This window comes from Leifsonia sp. SIMBA_070, assembly GCF_046534635.1.
Taxonomy (GTDB): Bacteria; Actinomycetota; Actinomycetes; order Actinomycetales; family Microbacteriaceae; genus Leifsonia.
In genome coordinates this window covers 219969-239324 of record NZ_JAWRYK010000002.1, presented here as the reverse complement: position 1 = coordinate 239324, position 19356 = coordinate 219969, and the positions used below count along the sequence as shown (strand labels likewise).

Annotated in this window: 20 protein-coding genes; 17 read left to right on the top strand and 3 right to left on the bottom strand. The window is 68.4% G+C overall.

All coding sequences use genetic code 11. The annotated features are described in order from the left end of the window. Positions 1–4 precede the first annotated feature (4 nt). From pdhA to SB754_RS16795, 14 genes are all read left to right on the top strand, one after another. Positions 5–1144 carry a pyruvate dehydrogenase (acetyl-transferring) E1 component subunit alpha gene (gene pdhA, locus SB754_RS16860; RefSeq protein WP_410783569.1) on the top strand — a complete coding sequence of 380 codons (1140 nt, stop codon included), beginning with the start codon at positions 5–7 and terminating at the stop codon, positions 1142–1144. Between the two features lie 368 nt (positions 1145–1512). Then, positions 1513–2472, top strand: coding sequence for an alpha-ketoacid dehydrogenase subunit beta (locus SB754_RS16855; protein WP_410783957.1), 960 nt, complete (start codon positions 1513–1515; stop codon positions 2470–2472). Between the two features lie 46 nt (positions 2473–2518). Continuing rightward, positions 2519–3940, top strand: a complete 1422-nt coding sequence (locus tag SB754_RS16850; RefSeq protein ID WP_410783568.1) for a dihydrolipoamide acetyltransferase family protein — start codon at positions 2519–2521, stop codon at positions 3938–3940. 254 nt (positions 3941–4194) lie between these two features. After that, positions 4195–5832: a YcaO-like family protein gene (locus SB754_RS16845; RefSeq protein WP_410783567.1), complete on the top strand. Its 1638-nt coding sequence runs from the start codon at positions 4195–4197 to the stop codon at positions 5830–5832. 8 nt (positions 5833–5840) lie between these two features. Then, complete coding sequence (locus SB754_RS16840; RefSeq protein WP_410783566.1) at positions 5841–7031, top strand: MFS transporter; 1191 nt, start codon at positions 5841–5843, stop codon at positions 7029–7031. Positions 7032–7127: 96 nt separating this feature from the next. Continuing rightward, positions 7128–8030, top strand: coding sequence for a metal ABC transporter solute-binding protein, Zn/Mn family (locus SB754_RS16835; RefSeq protein ID WP_410783565.1), 903 nt, complete (start codon positions 7128–7130; stop codon positions 8028–8030). Continuing rightward, positions 8027–8887 carry a metal ABC transporter ATP-binding protein gene (locus SB754_RS16830; protein WP_410783564.1) on the top strand — a complete coding sequence of 287 codons (861 nt, stop codon included), beginning with the start codon at positions 8027–8029 and terminating at the stop codon, positions 8885–8887. Before SB754_RS16835 ends, SB754_RS16830 begins: the two co-directional genes overlap by 4 nt. Beyond that, positions 8884–9771, top strand: coding sequence for a metal ABC transporter permease (locus SB754_RS16825; protein ID WP_410783563.1), 888 nt, complete (start codon positions 8884–8886; stop codon positions 9769–9771). Before SB754_RS16830 ends, SB754_RS16825 begins: the two co-directional genes overlap by 4 nt. 6 nt (positions 9772–9777) lie before the next feature. After that, a complete protein-coding gene (locus tag SB754_RS16820; protein ID WP_410783562.1) occupies positions 9778–10179 on the top strand; it encodes a Fur family transcriptional regulator in 402 nt (133 codons plus the stop codon). Between the two features lie 518 nt (positions 10180–10697). Continuing rightward, positions 10698–10934 carry a 50S ribosomal protein L28 gene (rpmB, locus tag SB754_RS16815; protein WP_018188988.1) on the top strand — a complete coding sequence of 79 codons (237 nt, stop codon included), beginning with the start codon at positions 10698–10700 and terminating at the stop codon, positions 10932–10934. Beyond that, a complete protein-coding gene (rpmG, locus tag SB754_RS16810; protein ID WP_285114818.1) occupies positions 10934–11101 on the top strand; it encodes a 50S ribosomal protein L33 in 168 nt (55 codons plus the stop codon). The genes rpmB and rpmG overlap by 1 nt, the downstream gene beginning before the upstream one ends. 2 nt (positions 11102–11103) lie before the next feature. Next, positions 11104–11409 carry a 30S ribosomal protein S14 gene (gene rpsN, locus SB754_RS16805; protein ID WP_310132587.1) on the top strand — a complete coding sequence of 102 codons (306 nt, stop codon included), beginning with the start codon at positions 11104–11106 and terminating at the stop codon, positions 11407–11409. Between the two features lie 212 nt (positions 11410–11621). After that, positions 11622–11906, top strand: coding sequence for an HU family DNA-binding protein (locus SB754_RS16800; RefSeq protein WP_410783561.1), 285 nt, complete (start codon positions 11622–11624; stop codon positions 11904–11906). A gap of 214 nt (positions 11907–12120) precedes the next feature. Next, positions 12121–14031: a cytochrome c oxidase assembly protein gene (locus SB754_RS16795; protein WP_410783956.1), complete on the top strand. Its 1911-nt coding sequence runs from the start codon at positions 12121–12123 to the stop codon at positions 14029–14031. A gap of 9 nt (positions 14032–14040) precedes the next feature. Here the strand turns inward: SB754_RS16795 and SB754_RS16790 are convergent, their stop codons facing one another. After that, entirely contained in the window at positions 14041–15087 is a 1047-nt protein-coding gene (locus SB754_RS16790; RefSeq protein ID WP_410783560.1) for a hypothetical protein, read from the bottom strand. 93 nt (positions 15088–15180) lie between these two features. Here SB754_RS16790 and SB754_RS16785 point away from each other — a divergent pair, with 93 nt between their 5' ends. Together SB754_RS16785 and SB754_RS16780 are read left to right on the top strand one after the other, a co-directional pair. Beyond that, the gene (locus SB754_RS16785) at positions 15181–16494 is read left to right on the top strand and encodes an ATP-dependent RecD-like DNA helicase (protein ID WP_410783559.1); all 1314 of its coding nucleotides are present in this window, start codon (positions 15181–15183) and stop codon (positions 16492–16494) included. Between the two features lie 40 nt (positions 16495–16534). Then, positions 16535–16888: an FHA domain-containing protein gene (locus SB754_RS16780; RefSeq protein ID WP_410783558.1), complete on the top strand. Its 354-nt coding sequence runs from the start codon at positions 16535–16537 to the stop codon at positions 16886–16888. Positions 16889–16925: 37 nt separating this feature from the next. On the opposite strand, the gene SB754_RS16775 is transcribed toward SB754_RS16780, so the two are convergent. Together SB754_RS16775 and SB754_RS16770 are read right to left on the bottom strand one after the other, a co-directional pair. Then, entirely contained in the window at positions 16926–17471 is a 546-nt protein-coding gene (locus SB754_RS16775; protein ID WP_410783556.1) for a hypothetical protein, read from the bottom strand. A 29-nt stretch (positions 17472–17500) separates the two neighbouring features. Continuing rightward, positions 17501–17914, bottom strand: coding sequence for a DUF4383 domain-containing protein (locus SB754_RS16770; RefSeq protein WP_410783555.1), 414 nt, complete (start codon positions 17912–17914; stop codon positions 17501–17503). Positions 17915–18078: 164 nt separating this feature from the next. Between SB754_RS16770 and SB754_RS16765 the strand changes: the two genes are divergently transcribed. Continuing rightward, positions 18079–19350 (top strand): serine hydrolase domain-containing protein, encoded by a 1272-nt coding sequence (locus SB754_RS16765; protein WP_410783554.1) that lies wholly within the window; start codon positions 18079–18081, stop codon positions 19348–19350. The last annotated feature ends 6 nt before the right edge of the window (positions 19351–19356 follow it).

Here is a 19356-nt window from a genome sequence, read left to right as displayed (position 1 = left end):
TACGGTGGTTGCGACGAACGAGATCCCGCGCCCGGCGAACACGGTCCAGCTGCTCACTGCGGATGGCCGGTTCCAGCCGAGCGAGACGTCGGCCGAGTACCTCCCCTACTTGGAGCGGCTCGACGAGAACGACTACCGCCGCTTCTATCGCGACATGGTGCGCGTCCGCGCGTTCGACCACGAAGCGGCCAACCTGCAGCGGCAGGGACAGCTCGGCCTCTGGGTGCCGAGCGTCGGTCAGGAGGGCGCCCAGGTCGGTTCCGCACACGCGACGAAGCCCCAGGACCACCTCTTCCCGTCGTACCGCGAGCACGTGATCGGCATGATCCGCGGCATCGACCCGATCGGCATCATCGGCCTCCTCCGCGGCACCACGCACGGCGGCTGGGACCCGACCGACCCAGCGGTCGGCAACTTCCACCTCTACACGCTGGTCATCGGCTCGCAGACGCTGCACGCCACGGGCTACGCGATGGGCATGAAGTTCGACGGGGCCGTCGGGACCGGCGATCCGGAGAAGGATGCGGCCTCCATCGTCTACTTCGGCGACGGCGCCACCAGCCAGGGCGACGTCAGCGAGGCCTACGTCTTCGCCGCCAGCTACCAGACACCGCAGGTCTTCTTCCTGCAGAACAATCAGTGGGCGATCTCGGTCCCGGTGAGCACGCAGTCGCGCACCCCGCTCTACCTGCGGTCGAGCGGTTTCGGCATCCCCGGCGTCCAGATCGACGGCAACGACGTGCTCGCGGCTTACGCGGTGACCGCGAAGCATCTGGACGACGCGCGCAACGGCGAGGGCCCGAGCATGATCGAAGCCCTCACCTACCGGATGGGCGCGCATACCTCGAGCGACGATCCGAGCAAGTACCGCAGCGACGAGGAGACGGCCTATTGGGCCGAGCGGGACCCGATCCTCCGCTTCCGGGTCTTCCTGGAGCAGCAGGGCGTCGGGCAGGCGTTCTTCGACAGCGCGGACGAGGAGGCGGCCGACCTGGCCGCGGACATCCGCCGTCGCACGCTCGAGCTCGTTCCTCCGCCTGTCGCCTCCATGTTCGAGCACGTCTACAGTGAGCCCCACCCCGTGACCGACGAGCAGCGACGCTGGCTCGAGGAGTACGAGGCATCGTTCGGAGGTGACGCATGAGCGACGTGAGAAGCGAGGCCGAGTACGTGGAGGCCGAACTCATCGAGAGCGGTCCCACCGAGGACGGTTCCACGAACGACGAGGCGGCCGTGGACAGCACGTCGCTCGACACGCAGGCGATCGACGTCGTCGAGATCATCGAGAGCGATCCGGACTCCCACGTCCTCGAAGAGCACGTGGCGGAGCAGGAGTGGACGCGCGAGTTCGCCATCGAGGACGAGCAGGGCGCCGCGACCGAGCAGCTGGCGCAGGCCGACGCGCAGGCATCCGCCGACGTGGGCGAGGAGGCGGCGGCCGCCGATCACGAGCCGGTGGCGGAGGAGGCCGCACCGAGCGCGGCGCCCGAGCCGCGCATCCAGTCGCTCCCCATGGTGAAGGCGCTCAACGCCGGCCTCCGCCGCGCGCTCGCCGACGATCCGAAGGTCATCCTCCTCGGCGAGGACATCGGCCCGCTCGGCGGCGTGTTCCGCGTGACGGAAGGGCTGCAGCAGGAGTTCGGTGCGCAGCGCGTCGTCGACACTCCGCTCGCGGAGGCCGGCATCGTCGGCACCGCGATCGGCCTCGCCATGCGCGGCTACCGCCCGGTGCTCGAGATCCAGTTCAACGGGTTCGTCTTCCCCGGCTTCGACCAGATCACCACCCAGCTGGCCAAGATGACCAACCGTCACAGCGGCCGGATGCGGTTCCCCGTCGTCATCCGCATCCCGCACGGCGGCCACATCGGCGCCGTCGAGCACCACCAGGAGTCCCCGGAGGCGTACTTCGCCCACACGGCCGGGCTCCGAGTGGTGGCGCCGTCGACCCCGCACGATGCCTACTGGATGATCCAGGAGGCGATCCGCTCGGACGACCCCGTCATCTTCTTCGAGCCGATGAGCCGGTACTGGCCCAAGGGCGAGGTCGACCTGGTCGAGAACTCGACGCCGCTGCACGCCAGCCGGGTCGTGCGCACCGGCACCGACGCGACCATCGTCGCCTGGGCCGGCATGGTCAGCGTCGCGCTGCGGGCCGCGGAGCTCGCCGCGGAGGAGGGGCGCAGCCTGGAGGTCATCGACCTTCGGTCGCTCTCCCCCGTCGACTACGCACCCGTGGTGGCGTCGGTGCAGAAGACCGGCCGCCTGATCGTCGCGCAGGAGGCCCCAGCCAACGTGTCGGTGGGCTCCGAGGTCGCGGCGACGGTCGCCGAGAAGGCGTTCTACTCGCTGGAGGCGCCCGTGATGCGCGTCGCCGGCTTCGACGTCCCCTTCCCTCCGGCCAAGCTCGAAGAGATCTACCTTCCGGACGCCGACCGCATCCTCGAGGCCGTCGACCGGGCGATGGCGTTCTGATCGCCGACGCCCCACCGGCGCTCCCCCTGACAGAGAGAAGTCGCACATGAGCGAGTCCCAGTTCCTGCTGCCCGATGTGGGCGAGGGTCTGACCGAGGCGGAGATCGTCTCCTGGAAGGTCGCGCCCGGCGAGCAGGTCGCGGTGAACCAGGTGATCGTCGAGATCGAGACCGCCAAGTCGCTGGTGGAGCTGCCGTCGCCCTTCGAGGGAACGGTGGGCGAGCTCCTCGTCACGGAAGGGCAGACCGTCGAGGTCGGAACGCCGATCTTCACGGTGACGGCAGGTGGCGGAGCAGAGGCGGCACCGGCGCCCGAGCCCGAGCCGGCCGAGGAGGTCGCGGCGGATGCTGCAGCGACCGTCTCGCACGAGGAGGAGCCGAAGCCGGGTGCCGTGCTCGTGGGCTACGGCTCGGCCGGTCACGGCAGCAGCCGTCGCCGTCGCGTGTCGCACCCCGGAACCGCGTCGCTTCCGGTGTCGTTCAGCGGCAGCATCGCGCAGCCGGCAACCGCGCCGGCGTCCGTCGCTTCTTCCGCCCCGTCGGCGGCTCCGGCGGGCCACGCGGCCGCCGCCTCCCACGCCGGTCCGACCACGGCCCCCCGGACCTCCGGCCCCGTCGTCGCCAAGCCGCCGATCCGCAAGCTCGCCAAGGACCTCGGCGTCGACCTGACCCTGGTGACCCCGACCGGCCCGATCGGCGACGTGACGCGGGACGACGTGCTGCGCGAGGCGACGCAGGCGACGGTCTTCCGCAACATCCAGACGCCGGAGTGGCCGGACGACCGCGAGGAGCGCATCCCGGTCAAGGGCGTGCGCAAGGCGATCGCCAACGCGATGACGTCGAGCGCCTTCAGCGCACCGCACGTCAGTCTGTTCGTCGACGTGGATGCCACCCGCACCATGGAGTTCGTCAAGCGGCTCAAGAACTCCGCCGACTTCGGCGGCGTGAAGGTGTCTCCGCTGCTGATCATGGCGAAGGCGATCATCTGGGCGGTCCGCCGCAACCCCACCGTGAACTCGACCTGGACGGATGAGGAGATCATCGTCCGCCACTACGTCAATCTCGGGATCGCCGCAGCGACCCCGCGCGGCCTCATCGTGCCGAACGTCAAGGAGGCGCAGGGGATGACCCTGCTCGAGCTGGCGAAGGCGCTCGAGCAGCTGACGCTGACCGCGCGCGACGGCAAGACGCCACCCGCCGACATGAACGGCGGCACGATCACGATCACCAACATCGGCGTCTTCGGGATGGACACGGGCACGCCCATCCTGAACCCGGGCGAGGTCGGCATCGTGGCGCTGGGCACGATCAAGCAGAAGCCGTGGGTGGTCGACGGCGAGGTGCGCCCGCGGTTCGTGACGACGCTCGGCGCGTCGTTCGATCACCGCGTGGTCGACGGCGACGTGGCTTCGCGGTTCCTGGCGGACGTGGCCTCCATCATCGAGGAGCCGGCGCTGCTGCTCGACTGACAGCATACAAACCTAAAATACAAACGTTTACGGCTAGTATTCGTTTTGCTACCTTCGTTCACGGTGCTCAACAGCGCCACCAACGAAAGGAAAGCAATGATCAACTCGGACATCCTGGACGACGTCACCACGTCGGAGACCGCCACCCGCCAGGCCGGCGGGTACACCACGCGTCAGGCCGGCGGCTACGTCACCCGATGAGGTGAATGCGGGCCGGGGCCACAGGCGTCGGCCCGCATGACTCTCGTGCTCCCATGACTGCAGTCTTCGATCAGGTTCGGGCGAGTCTCCCGCTGACATCATCCCTTCCAGCACTCTCACGGCTTGACTCCCGCGTGCTGACATTTACGCATCCGCGCAACCAGCAACTCTTCGTCATTGGCTGCGTCAATGAAATCGGTGGCCCCTGCTCTCGGTGCTTCGAACGCAAGCTGGAGCTTCTCTGGCGTCGAACGGGAGCCGATCGCCCCTCTCTCGACGCGGAGGAAGCGCGGGATGCTGTCAGGGCGGCGGCCGAAGGCGGCATTCCGCTTGCTATGACGAATGCCGGGATCGGGCAGAACTGGTCAATCATCACGCCGTGGCCGGATTGCCGGACGTGCCGTGAGGCTCGAGTCGACACACCAGGTGTTTCGCATGCCCACGAGCAGCAAAGAGCCGGCGGCACGACATCCGAAGCAGGAGTGTCGTCGGTCAGCGGTGTTCCTCGATCCAGCACACCGGCCGATTTCGTGCAGGAGCATCGGGATTGGTTCGGCTTCGCTTCCGTCCTGCTGAACCCGTCGATGAACGGAGAACACGGCGTTTTCACCGCCGACACAGGCATGTTCCTTGACGCGAGGGAGCCGCTCGCGCCGGTCGGTGGCAAGGGCATCAGTGCAGATCAGGCGCTGGCAAGTTGTCTCGGCGAAGGGATCGAACGCTTCGCCATCGCAGGAGGCCTGGACTCTGCTGCCGATGAGTTCACTCGTATCGATGGCTCTCTCTTTGCGGATTCGCCTTGGCGAGGCGCCAGAGACTTCGACGGACGGCTACTCGAGCCGGGGCCAGGTCAGTCCGTTGAAATGGCGGAATTGCAGCCTCTGTGCGGAACGGCACGCCAAAGCTTTCCCGCGAGTTTGGTCTACGCGCCCTATACACCGCCCCAGGGGTGCTCAGCGTTAACGCCGAGCAGCACGACGGGGGCGGCCGTCGGCAAGACCGTGGCCGAGGCAACGGTGCAGGCGGTCCTGGAGCTGATCGAACGGGACAGCTTCTGGTACTACAGCCGTCATGGCGGGGTGCTCCCCACCGTGGACCTGAACGAGGATCCATTGGTAGCCCTCCTGATCGCCGGAGAAGATGTCCACGTCTCGGCGCGGCTCCTTGAGAACCCATTCGATGTTCCCGTCGTGCACGTCGCGCTCGCTCGACGTTCCAAGGAAGGCGGGACGCGCACAGCACGCGGCATGGGAGCCTCCATGACACTCCGATCTGCCACCCAAAAGGCCCTGGTCGAGGCCACCCAGATGCTTCGCTCATTGGATACGGGTGTTGACATCGACCCATCCATCACGGATATGCGCTCCCTCTGGTTCGACGGGACGGCGGTCGACGTATTCCCGCAGTTCTTCCCCGGAGCGCCCGCATCCCGTGCGCCTTCGGTTCGACTCGACAACGCCGAAACCGCGAGTGCGGTTCTTGATCTGCTCGTCCAGAGGGGCACACGTGCGGGCGTTCGGTTCTATCGTCACGTCTTCGCCAAGACGTCGAGTTTCGCGGCCGTGCGGTGCATCGCGGACCGGATCCTTCCGCTCGACGACGAGTACTTTCCAGCCCTCAACCGCTTCGGCGACTGGGGTATCGACACGAATCGAGAGCAGTGGTCCTATCGCGGGCCCCTGTTCATGTGAGGTGAACGATGAAGAGCACGGGACTCGCGATCTGGGTCTTCCTGGCGGTGTCCGGGATCGGCGTGGGCTGCTTCACTGTTGCCGACACCCTCTACTTCCACGACAAGGGATACTCCACAGCCGTCATCGGCGCTCTCGTCGCCGTATTCAATATCGCGGTCGCTGTCGCCGAGATACCGGCGGCGATCGTGTTCGATCGCAGATCCCACTGGGCCGCCATCCAGCTGGGCAACGCGATCCGGACGGTCGCCCTGGTGATCTTCTTCCTGTCGCTCGGTGTCGTCGGTGACATGACAGCGGAGGCGCTGGCCGGCATCGGCGCGGCCGCCATGAGCGGAACCTCGAATGCGTACGTGCTCAATCGACTCGGCCGTGACCCGGAACAGCAGCGCCGGGCGTTGGCGCGAGTTGCATGGCTGGGCTCGGGGGCGTCGCTCCTCGGTGGGCTGGTAGGAGCAGCACTCTTCACGGTGTCCCCTCGGTACATCTGGCTGGGTGGGGCCGTATGCATGGCGGCAGCCGGCGCGGCGCTCCTGCTAGGACGCCGTGTAGGAGCAGAACCGAGCACAGTGGCGGGCGAAACCCTCGGCCGCTACACACGAGGGTTGGCCGTGCTCGCCGTCCATCCGAGGGCGTGGATGTCGGTCTTCGCCAATGCAGCGCTGGTGGGTCCGCTCATCCTGTGGCAATTGCGCCTGGGAGGGGGGTCGTTGGGGCCGATTCTGGTCGGTTTTGCGGTTATGAAGGCCGCAGGAGTGCTCGGTGGGCGGCTGATCGGCGGCCGGCGCATACCCCGAGGACTCCTGGCCGTCTTGGTGCTCGGCAATGCTCTCGCCATGACCGTCTTCGCCCTGAGCGATACGAGCGCCGTCGTCATCGCCTCGTTCGGCGCCCACGTGGTCGCCCACGTCGCCATCAGTGTCTACTGTTCCGCCCAGTTCCAGCAGGTGGTACCGGACAGTCGACGGGCGGGAGCATCGTCCCTCGTGTCCTTGCTCGGATCCGGGCTCACCGCGCTAGCGGCCATCGCGGTCGGATTCCTGGCCGCGACGTCAGCTATCGCAGCCATGGTTCCCAGTATCGTCCTCTACGGTTTGGTCCTGGCGCTCGCTGCTGGAAGCTCGCTGCGTGCGCGCGGACAGCGGGCACAGGCGGCGAACGGGCTCGGCGCCGAGGAGCCGGCGCTGCTGCTCGACTGAGTTTGACAATCATTCTCAACAAGCCGTAATGTGAGCCTGCGTCCGCGCCCGCGGACGACCTCCCTTCGTGTCGTTCGCGACTTAGACAGGCTCTCCATGAAGACGCGCTCACTCGTCCCCGCTCTGGCGCTCGCCGCCGCAACCGCGCTGGCGCTCGCCGGCTGCTCCACCCCCTCCGCCGCCGGCGACGGCACCCTGCGGGTGGTCGCCAGCACCAACGTGTACGGCGACATCGCCCGGACCATCGGCGGCGACAACATCCAGGTGACGTCGCTCATGTCGGACCCCGCCCAGGACCCGCACTCCTTCGAGGCGAGCGCCCAGAACCAGCTCGCCGTCAAGAAGGCCGACGTGGTCATCGAGAACGGCGGAGGGTACGACGACTTCATGCAGACCCTCGTGAAGGGTGCGGGCACCAGCGGTAAGACGGTGCTGAACGTGGTCGACCTGTCAGGCAAGAAGCCGGTCGACGGCGAGCTGAACGAGCACGTCTGGTACGACTTCCCCACCATGAAGAAGCTCACCGGCGCGATGGTGTCCGCGTTCGGCGACGCCGAACCCTCCCACCGTGCGGAGTTCCAGAAGAACGGCGCCGCTTTCACGCAGAAGTTGTCCCGACTCGAGCAGGCGGCGGCTGCCCTGAAGACCACCTACGTCGGCCAGGGCGTCGCGATCACCGAGCCTGTTCCGCTGTACCTGCTCGACGCGATGGGACTCGTCAACAAGACGCCCGAGAAGTTCAGCGCCGCCATCGAGGAGGAGAACGACGTCTCCCCCGTGGTGCTGAAGGAGACGCTCGCCCTGTTCAGCGGGCACCAGGTGAAGCTCCTCGCCTACAACGAGCAGACCACCGGCACGGAGACGGAGCGGGTGCTCGCCGCCGCCAAGAGCGCGGGCATTCCGGTCGTCCCTGTGACGGAGACGCTGCCGGACGGCAAGGACTACGTGAGCTGGATGCAGGGCACCATCGACGCGATCGGGAAGGCGCTGGCTGGATGAGCGAACCGCTTGCCCGCGTCGCGCCGCCGGCTGACCGCGACGTGGTCCTCCGGCTCCGCGACGCCTCCCTCGGATTCGGGGACAGGACGCTGTGGAGCAGCCTGGACCTCGACGTGCACGCCGGAGAGTTCGTCGCCGTGCTCGGCCCCAACGGCTCCGGCAAGACGAGCCTCCTGCGCACCATCCTCGGCCAGCAGCAGCTGGACTCCGGCGAGATCGCCTTCGAAGGGCACGCCGTGCGACGAGGGGATCGGCGGATCGGCTACATCCCGCAGCAGAAGCTCATCCCGGCGGGCACGCCGATGCGGGCGCGCGACCTCGTCGCGCTGGGGGTCAACGGCCACCGGTGGGGACTGCCACTCCCCCGCAGTGCGGACCGCGAGCAGGTGGACGGCCTCATCGACGCCGTCGGCGCCCGCCGTTACGCGGATGCGGCCGTCGGCTTGCTCTCCGGCGGCGAACAGCAGCGGCTGCGGGTCGCCCAGGCGCTCGCCGGGGATCCGGCGCTCCTGCTCTGCGACGAGCCGCTTCTGTCGCTCGACCTGCAGCACCAGCGCGGGGTCAGCGAGCTGATCGACCGCCGCCGCCGCGACCACGACAGCGCCGTCGTTTTCGTGACGCACGATGTGAACCCCGTGCTCGGGATGGTCGACCGGGTCCTCTACTTGGCCGGCGGCCGCTTCCGCACCGGCACGCCCGACGAGGTGCTCCGCAGCGACGTGCTCACCGACCTGTACGGCACCCCGGTGGATGTCATTCGCAGCCGTGGCCGGATCGTCGTCGTCGGCATCCCCGACGCCGAGACCCACGACCACCACGCCCATACTCGAGAAGCGCACCCGGAGCCTGCCGCATGATGCACCTGGACCTCTGGTCGCAACTGTTCGACTTCGCCGACTACGGCGAGCTGCTGCTCCTGGTGAAGAACTCGATCTTCGCCGGCGCGGTGCTCGGCATCGTCGGCGGCCTGATCGGCGTCTTCGTGATGCAGCGCGATATGGCGTTCGCGGTTCACGGGATCAGCGAACTCTCGTTCGCGGGGGCGGCGATCGCCCTCCTGCTCGGGGTCAATGTGGTCGCCGGATCGCTCGTCGGTTCCCTCGTCGCAGCGGTGCTTATCGGGCTGCTGGGGGCGAAGGCGCGCGACCGGAACTCGATCATCGCCGTCCTGATGCCGTTCGGCCTGGGGCTCGGGATCCTGGCGCTCGCGCTGTATCCGGGCAGGAGCGCCAACAAGTTCGGCCTCCTGACCGGCCAGATCGTCTCGGTCGACGACCCGCAGCTCGGTTCGCTGCTGGTGATCGGCGCCATCGTGCTGGTCGCGCTGCTGCTGATGTGGCGGCCGCTCACCTTCGACAGCCTGGATGCGGACGTCGCAGCCGCGCGGGGTGTCCCGACCCGGTTCGTCGCGCTGGCCTTCATGGTGCTGCTCGGTCTGGCCGTCGCGGTCTCCGTCCAGATCGTGGGAGCGCTGCTGGTTCTGTCGCTGCTGGTGACGCCCGCCGCCGCGGCGATGCGGGTGTCGTCGTCCCCGCGGTTGGTGCCCGTCATCAGCGTGGTGTTCGCTCTGGTCTCGGTCGTCGGCGGCATCCTCCTGGCACTCGGGAGCGCGCTGCCGATCAGCCCGTACGTCACCACGATCTCGTTCCTCATCTACGTGGTCTGCCGGATCGTCGGGGGGCGCCGCGAGCGGCGGCGGACGGGTGCGGGCTCACGGCGTCTCGTGAGCCAGGCGGGCTAGCCTGAGATGGTGAAGCGCAACACCTGGCAGCGGGAGGCCGTCCGAGAGGCCCTGACCTCGACGGAGGGCTTCATCAGCGCGCAGGGCCTCCACCTCAGCCTGCACGAGTCGGGGTCGCCGATCGGGTTGGCGACGGTCTACCGCGCACTGGCCGACCTGGCGTCCGAGGGGGATGCGGACTCGCTGCAGTCCCCGGAGGGCGAGAGCCTGTACCGGGCGTGCACGACGGGCCACCACCACCACCTGATCTGCCGCAGCTGCGGGCTGACGGTGGAGATCGAGGCGGACGCCGTCGAGCAGTGGGCGCGTCAGGCGGCGGCGGCACACGGCTTCACGCAGGCGCAGCACGTGGTCGACGTCTTCGGCCTCTGCGCGTCCTGCACGGCCGCAAATGTTCGCCAGCAATGAGGCGTCGGCTGGTCGCCATAGAGTGACGAGATGCGCATCGGAGTTTACGTAGACGGCTACAACTTGTACTACGGCGCCCGGAAGCAGTGCGGAAGGTCCACGCCGGGTTGGAGATGGCTCGATGTGCGAGGGCTGGTCGAGCCGTTAGCGGGATGGCTGGGCTCGGAGATCTCGCGAGTGGTCTACTGCGTGCCGCGGACTTTCGGTCCAGTCAGCTGCCCGATCCTGTAGGACGCTTCCGGAAGCCGGCTGGCTGGTAACGGGCAAAAAAAGACCCGCCCTCACGTGGAGGAGCGGGTTGGTAAGAACCACTATACCGGACTCTGTAACTCTTTAAGCGGAACTGTGGGGATTTGGCCGGGCCTCGGTCCATGGCGTAGAGTGGTCCTTTGGCTGAGTGGGCTCCTCCTGCTCAGATCGTGTACGAAACCCCCACACTTTCATGCGTAGGGAAGTCGTGCGCCGACAAGTGACCTTGGGTGGTGCCGTCCGGCACCACGGTATTGGAGAAGAAAGCAATGGCAGCAGTGTGCCAGGTGACTGGAGCCGTTCCCGGCTTCGGTCACAACATCTCGCACTCGCACCGTCGCACGAAGCGCCGGTTCGACCCGAACATCCAGAAGAAGACGTACTACGTTCCGTCTCTTCGCCGTAACGTCACCCTGACCCTGAGCGCCAAGGGCATCAAGGTCATCGACGCCCGTGGCATCGAGTCCGTGGTCAAGGACCTCCTGGCCCGTGGGGAGAAGATCTAATGGCGAAGCAGCAGGACATCCGTCCGATCATCAAGCTCCGTTCGACGGCGGGCACCGGTTACACCTACGTGACCAAGAAGAACCGTCGCAACAACCCCGACCGCCTCGTGCTCAAGAAGTACGACCCTGTCGTGCGCAAGCACGTCGACTTCCGAGAGGAGCGCTAATCATGGCCAAGAAGTCCAAGATCGCCAAGAACGAGCAGCGCAAGGTCGTCGTCGAGCGCTACGCCGCCAAGCGCGCCGAGCTCAAGAAGGCCCTCGTCGACCCGAACGGTTCCGACGAGTCCCGCGAGGCCGCGCGCCTCGGCCTGCAGAAGCTTCCCCGTGACGCCTCCCCGATCCGCGTGCGCAACCGCGACGCGGTCGACGGCCGTCCCCGCGGAAACCTCAGCAAGTTCGGCATCTCGCGTGTGCGTTTCCGCGACATGGCGCACCGCGGCGAGCTGCCCGGAATCACCAAGTCGAGCTGGTAATCCGGTTCGACGACGCTCATTGGAGGGGCGTCCGGCTTCGGTCGGGCGCCCCTTCGGCGTATCCGCACCGAAAAGGCCCGGAAATCCGCGAGTTTCCGCGGGATTCTGATACATTCAAGGCGGTCGACCGACCAAACGTTATGGCCCAGCGTGGCCTCAACCGTTCCACAAGATAGCTGTAAACCCAGCACAAGGTCCGAGGAGGACACTCAATGGCTGACAACCTGAACAAGACCGAGCTCGTTGCCGCCGTCGCTGCGGCGTCGGGTCAGAGCCAGGCCACCGTCTCGAGCGTCGTCGACGCGTTCTTCAACACCATCAGCGAGACCGTCGCCAAGGGCGGCAAGGTGACCATCCCGGGCTGGCTCGCCGCCGAGCGCAGCGAGACCGCTGCCCGCACCGGCCGCAACCCGCAGACCGGCGCCGAGATCTCCATCCCGGCCGGACACCGCGTCAAGCTGACCGCGGGCTCGAAGCTCAAGGCTGCCGTCAAGTAGTCCTACCCAGCTTGCCCGAGGGCGGTGCCGCGAACAGCGGTGCCGCCCTCGTCGTCTGTGCGGGGAGGGGTCGCCCTGCGCCGAGGGGCTGGGGGCGCCACTGCAGCGGGAGGCTGTGGGCGGCCGTCCAGGGCTGTGGACGTAGGCTGGACGGGTGCCACGAATCCTCCGCGTGATCGGCCCCGCCGTGCTGCTTCTGGCAGCCGCGGCGGCGATGATCCTCGCGCTGGCGTTCGGCGGCGGTGCGGCGGCTCCGCTGCTCGCCGACCCGGGTGCCCTGGTGCGCTGGGGCCTCCCGGCGGCCACGCTCGTGGTGAATCTGAGCCTCGCGGGAACGGTCGGCGCGCTGATCCTCGCGTGCTTCGCCTTCGCTCCCGATCGCGACGAATACGGCAAGGCGCTGGACTTCGCCGCGGGCAGTGCCGGCGTGATGACGGTGGCCTCCGCAGCCACCGGCCTCTTCACGTTCGTGAGCGTCTCGAACGTCCCGTGGTCGTTCGACGCCACGTTCAGCAACGGCCTCAGCTCGTTCGTCAGCAGTGTCTCGCTCGGGCAGGCCTGGCTCGGGATCACGCTGATCGCCGCGGCGGTCACCGTGCTGTGCTTCGCGGTGCGCAATCAGACGGCGATCGTCTTCGTCACGCTGCTGGCCATGGCGACCGTGGTCCCGATGGCGCAGCAGGGTCACAGCGCCGAGGCGGCCGGGCACGACGCGGCCGTGACGTCGTTCGGCCTCCACGTCCTGTTCGCCGCGATCTGGCTGGGCGGTCTGGTCACGCTGATCGTCATCAGGCAGACGCTCGGAAACGGCCGCCTCGTGACCGTGCTCGAGCGCTACTCCACCGTCGCGCTCATCTGCTTCGTCGTGGTCGCGGCCTCCGGCTACGTGAACGCCGAGCTGCGCGTCGGCACGCTGGCCGAGCTGGCGACGCCGTACGGCATCCTGGTGCTGGTCAAGGTCGCGGCTCTGGTGGTCCTCGGCCTGTTCGGCCTCACGCAGCGCCGTTTCCTGATCGGCCGGCTCAAGTCGTCCGGTGAGCCGCGCAACTTCTGGTGGATCGTCGTCGCCGAGCTGGCGTTCATGGGCATCGCCTCCGGTGTGGCGGCCGCTCTGGCGCGCACCGTGACGCCCGTTCCACAGACGCGAGCGGCGACACCGACACCCGCCGAGATCCTCACCGGCGAGAAGCTGCCGGCGCCGCTGACCCTGGATCGCCTCTTCACGAGCTGGAACTTCGACCTGCTCTGGGTTCTGGCGTGCGCCTTCGCGCTGTTCTTCTACTTCGCCGCGGTGTGGCGACTGCGGCGCCGGGGCGACTCCTGGCCGATCTACCGGACAGTCCTCTGGACGCTGGGGATCGCCCTCCTCTTCTACATCACCAACGGCGGCGTGAACGTGTACGAGAAGTACCTGTTCTCGGCGCACATGTCGGCGCATATGGTGCTGACCATGGCCGTCCCGCTGCTGCTGGTGCCGGGGGCGCCGGTGACGCTGGCCGCACGCGCGATCCGCAAACGCCGCGACGGTTCGCGGGGCGGACGCGAGTGGATGCTGCTCGCCGTGCACTCCCGCGTGGCCGGGGTCATCTCCAACCCGATCGTCGCGGCGATCCTGTTCGCTGGATCGCTCTGGGCGTTCTACTACACGCCGATCTTCCGGTGGGCGACCACCGATCACATCGGGCACGAGTGGATGATCACCCACTTCCTGATCACCGGTTACCTCTTCGTGCAGTCGCTGATCGGCATCGATCCGGTCAAGTACCGTTTCCCCTACCCGTTCCGGCTGCTGCTCCTGCTGCTCACCATGGCCTTCCACGCCTTCTTCGGCCTGTCGATCATGCAGATGCACGGCCTGATGCTCGCCGACTGGTTCGGCGCGATGGGCCGGACCTGGGGCGACCCGCCGCTCATCGACCAGCAGACCGCCGGCGGCATCGCGTGGAGCATCGGCGAGATCCCGACCGTCGCCCTCGCCATCGTGGTGGCCATCCAGTGGAGCCGCAGCGACGAACGGGAGACGAAGCGGCGCGACCGCAACGCCGACCGCACCGACGAGGCCGAGCTGAAGGCGTACAACGAGCGGCTCGCCCGCATGGCGGATCGCGACCGCGCCGTCCGCTGACCCCTCCGGCTACGGGTCCTGCGCGACGACGATCGCCAGCGATCCGTCCGGGCGGATCACGACGCTGCTCAGGCTCATGGTGAACGGGACGTCGTCGCTGCGCATGGCGATCGTGCCGTCGAACAGCGACTGCACCGTGACCTTCAGGTGGGCGACGCCGACCATCCGTCCCGTGGTCCAGCTGTTGTCGCCGGGCTGCAGGCGCACGACCGGGTAGGTGACCATCGACCAGGCGGGGTCGCCCTGGACGCGGTCGTCGATCTCCGCGCCGAAGGGGCACCCGGCCGGCTGCAGCACCTTCTGCTTCGCGCAGTCGTCGAGGAAGCCGTTCACCTGCTTCTGCACTTCGGTGGTGAAGGCGGGTGTGGGCTGCCCGTCGACCGTGGTCTCGGTCACTGTCCCGGGCGACACGGCGGCGTCGACGGGGGCGGCGCGCACGTACTTCGAGCTGTGCGACAGCTCCAGCGGCGACAGCGGGAGGGCGAGGTAGTCGGCGGACACGCTGAATGCTCCAGCGGGCTGGTCGGGCGAGGCGGCACGGGGGCTCACGGTATGGCGCCCGACGGTGAAGTCGACGGCGTGCGCCACGGTGATCCGCGCGACGCCGAGCGGAGTGGAGGCGAACTCCCACGTCGGCAGCATGCCCAGCACCGCTCCCGTCTGTCGCACACGGAAGGAGGCCGCGACCGGGCGGCCGTCGGCGGTCGCGTGCACGACCACCGTGTGGACGCCGTCGCGCGCCGCCGTGTCGGAGACGACAGCAGCCTCCCTGATGTTGGGGAGGATGTCGGACCGCAGAAGCTCACGGGATGCGCCGGTCGGCAGGTGCGCCGCCTGCAGCGCGGCGGCAGTGGGGGCAGCGCCGGGCATGGCCAGCGCCTCAGACACGTCGTGCGACGAGAGCGAGGCGACGAACCCCTCCACGAAGCCGGTGGGGCTGTAGTAGGCCCGTTGCACGGCGCCGAACGCGGCGACGACCGTCAGGAGGAGCAGCGCTCCCAGTCCGGACCAGAGCAGGACGGCACGACGGAGCGCGTGCGAGTCCCCCACAGCCATGAGGCCATCCTAGGGTCCTGTGGATGAGCGGCAGCCCGCGCTCCGGCGGGGTTAGAGTAGTCCGGCACGCCGGGCGAGAGGGAAGGGGAGGTCATGGTCCGTCCTTCGCTGTCGCCTGAGCAGCAAGCGGTGTTCGACCTCATCGAGAACACCCGTGAGCACGTGTTCGTGACCGGCCGCGCCGGGACGGGCAAGTCGACGCTGCTGAACCACCTGTCCTGGAACACGGACAAGTCGCTGGTGATCTCGGCTCCCACCGGGGTGGCGGCGTTGAACGTCGGCGGCCAGACCATCCACTCGCTCTTCCGGCTCCCGATCGGGGTGATCGCCGACCACGCCATCGACCAGAGCGCAGAACTCCGCAAGCTGCTCAACAGCATCGACACGCTGGTGATCGACGAGGTGTCGATGGTCAATGCCGACCTGATGGATGCGGTCGACCGCAGCCTCCGTCAGGCCAGGCAGCGGGCGGGAGAGCCGTTCGGGGGCGTGCAGGTCGTCCTGTTCGGCGACCCGTACCAGCTGGCGCCCGTTCCCGGCGACAGGGAGGAGCGGGCGTACTTCGCCGACACGTACCGATCCATGTGGTTCTTCGACGCGAAGGTGTGGCAAGAATCGGAGCTGCGCATCGTCGAGCTGCTGCAGGTGCACCGGCAGCACGAGTCCGACTTCCGGTTCATGCTCAACGCGGTCCGCCATGGGCAGGTGACGAAGGAGATCGCCGACCGTCTCAATGAGGTGGGCGCCCGTCCGGCGCCGGATGACGGCACCATCACCCTGGCGACGCGCAACGACACGGTGAACCGCATCAACGCGCAGGCGCTGGAGCGCCTCCCCGGCCGCGCCCTCACCGCGAAGGCCGAGGTGAGCGGCGACTTCGGCGGCCGCAACTTCCCCGCCGACGAGACGCTCGAGCTGAAGGTCGGCGCCCAGGTGATGTTCCTCCGCAACGACGTCGGCCAAGGGGATGGCCCGCGCTGGGTGAACGGCACGATCGGAACCGTGACGAAGATCGACGCGAACGTCTACGTCGATGTCGACGGGGAGGTGCACGAGGTCGAACCGGCGATCTGGGAGAAGTTCCGCTACACCTGGTCGCCCGAGACGAAGAAGCTGACCAAGGACGTGGTGGCCGAGTTCACGCAGTTCCCGCTGCGGCTGGCGTGGGCGGTCACCATCCACAAGTCGCAGGGCAAGACGTACGACGCGGCGATCGTCGACCTCGGAACGCGGGCGTTCACCTCCGGACAGACGTACGTCGCGCTCAGCCGCATCACGACTCTCGACGGTCTCTACCTGACGCGGCCGCTGCGCCCGAGCGACATCACCGTCGACCCGGACGTCGAACGGTTCATGCGTGACGCGCGACCGGTCACCATGCCGGTGGCCGGGGCCGCGGCACGATGAGCGGCGGCGCGGTGCACCGCACTGACGAAAGGGGACGGGCGTGGCGGTGACCTTCGTACTGGACTTCAGCGACGGCCAGCGGCTGGAGACCAGCGGCAACGGCGTGATCGGGCGCAATCCCGCCGTCCACACCCCGGGAACCGAGATGGAGGACCCGGCGCACGTCGAGCTGGTCACGATCCAGGACGATGCGAAGTCGGTCTCGCGCGCGCACCTGGCGTTCGGGCAGTACGACGGGGTGTTCTGGGTGATGGACCTCGGCTCGGCGAACGGGACCACGATCACGTATCCCGGAGACGGCACTTTCGCCTGCGACCCGAAGACCCGGCACGAGGTCGATCCGGGGTCGGTGGTGCGCTTCGGCAGCGTCTCGTTCGCGCTGACGCGGCGCTGACCCGACGCGGCGCTGATCCGCGCGGCGCGGGTGCCCGTCAGTGGTGGTGGTGGACCGTCACCGAGGCGACGCCCGCCTGGGTGAGGCCGAGCGCCGGGATGACGAGGGCGCTGACCGCGCACGCGCTCAGGACGAGGCCGGCGAAGAAGCGCAGAAAGCTGTGACGGTCGGACACCGGGTGATTGCGGCGGATCACCACGGCGGACGTCGCGGCGACGGCGACATCGAGCAGCGACGCGACGCCCATCGGCGCGAACGGCAGAGCGAGGACCGTCCCGCCGGAGGCCGTCGCCCCGACGACCGCGAGCGCGGCCCACATCCCGACCGGCAGCAGGGCGAGGGCCGGGATCAGGTGCAGCACAGGGGGCTGGTCGCGGGCCAGTCCGGCTGCCGACCAGACCAGCTCGCAGAGCGCGATCACCAGGAAGGCGGCCAGCAGCGCAGGGGGTGCGCTGGGAGCCAGAGCCGCATGAAGCAGCCCGGCTCCCAGCGCGGCCACGGCGAGGAAGGCGCGGGTAGCCGGGCCCACCGCGACGGCCGAACGGGCCGAGGCGGCGGGGTCGACCCGCAGCGCATCCGTCATCCTGCTCATGGGAGCCGTGGCCCCGCCGATCAGGCGGCGGCTGTCGCGGCGCGCGTCCCACGGTCGGCCGCGAGGCCGGTGCCGAGGAGGACGATGGCACTCACGAGGTGCAGGAAGTGGTCGGGCGTGTTCAGCGCCAGGATGTTCGCGTCGGTGTTCACCAGGAAGAAGCCGACGATGCCGAGCAGCAGGTAGACCGCGCCGACGAGGATGTTCACGGCCTTCGCTGCGGCCACCCTGGTCAGCCCCGCGATCAGCAGCGCCGCTCCGATGAGGAGGTGCGCGATGTTGTGCAGAGGGTTCACCTCGAAGATGCCCAGAAGCAGGCCGCCCTGTGTCGCGACGAAGGCGACGCCGCCGGTGACGGCGAATCCGAGCAGTCCGACCAGCAGGTACACCGCCCCGAAGATGGTCGCCACCAGGCGGTTCGGTGATGTGCGCATAGTCTCGTTCCTTCCGTAGGATCGGCGCACGGATGCGCGCCTCACTCTGCAGTTCGAAGCGTCGTCCGAATCGGATTGCCCACACAGCCCCTTGCGCGACGGCAGGGTTTCTGCCGCACGTTACAATCGCTGGACACGCAGGGCGACCGTCGGGGGTACAACTGATGCGACGAGAAACGACGTTCAGGCGGGTCGCGCTCGCCGCGACCGCCGGTCTGGTCGCGCTGCTCCTCGCCGCCTGCACCTCCGCCTCCGGCAGTTCGGATCTCCCTCCGCAGCAGTCAGGCGGATTCTCCGCGGACATCTCGAAGCGGCTCACCACCGCCCTCACGGACGCGATGACGCTCGCCGACGCCTCCGCCGGTTTCGCCGGCGTCTGGGCGCCGTGGGCGGGCAGCTGGACGACCGCCGAGGGCACGACGACCCGAGGCGGCTCCACTCCGGCGTCGGTGGACATGACCTTCCGGATCGGCGAGAACACCACCCCGATGACGTGCACGGTTCTCCTCGAGCTGGTCGATGAGGGCCGGGTCGACCTGGACGACCCGCTGACCAAGTGGGTTCCTGGGCTGGTGGGCGCCGAGGGCGTCACGCTGCGGGAGCTGTGCCAGAACACATCAGGGATCGGCGACTACGCCGCCGCCCTGCGCACCAACTTCGTCATGAACCCCACCCGCCAGTGGCCTCCGCTCGAGCTTGCCAGCGACGGCATCGCCATGCAGCGCTACGGCAACCCGGGCGAGAAGTACGGCGCGTCCGCCACGAACGCAGTCCTCGTAGGCATGGCGCTTCAGAACGCGACCAGCCGGAGCTGGCAGCAACTGTACAAGCAGTACGTCTTCGACAAGCTCGGGATGAACGCGAGCTCGCTTCCGACGAGCGACCAGTTCACGGTGCCCGGGAAGCACGCCACCGGCTACGCGGCGGGACTGGATGGCGCTGGCGCCACCGTCTGCGCGCCGATGCGCCAGATCGACCGGCTGTCCCCTTCGCAGGGCTGGACCTCGGGAGGCGTCGTCTCGACCGTCTCCGACCTCAAGGCGTTCGGCCAGTCGCTCGCGAACGGCGGTCTCCTGAGCGAGAAGTCGCGCAAGTCCCAAGTGGATGCGGTGGTCAACGGCGAATCGTGGCAGCGCTACGGCCTGGGCGTGCAGCTGCTCGGCCCGCTGCGCGGGAGCAGCGGTGCGGTGCCCGGGTACGTGTCGGCCGTCTTCGCGGACCCCGCGTCCGGTCTGACGATCGTGGTGGCGCTGAACAACTCCACGCCCGGAGCAACCTTCGCCCGCCTGCTCGCGCAGCGCCTGGCGTCGATCGTCTCCAAGGTCCCGCCGGCGCAGAAGGGCGCCAAGACGATCGCGACGCTCCCCTGGTCGGAGCAGCAGACCATCGACGCCCTGGCGAAGGCGGCGCCTTGCCCCGCGAAGAAGGCCGGCTGAGCGTTC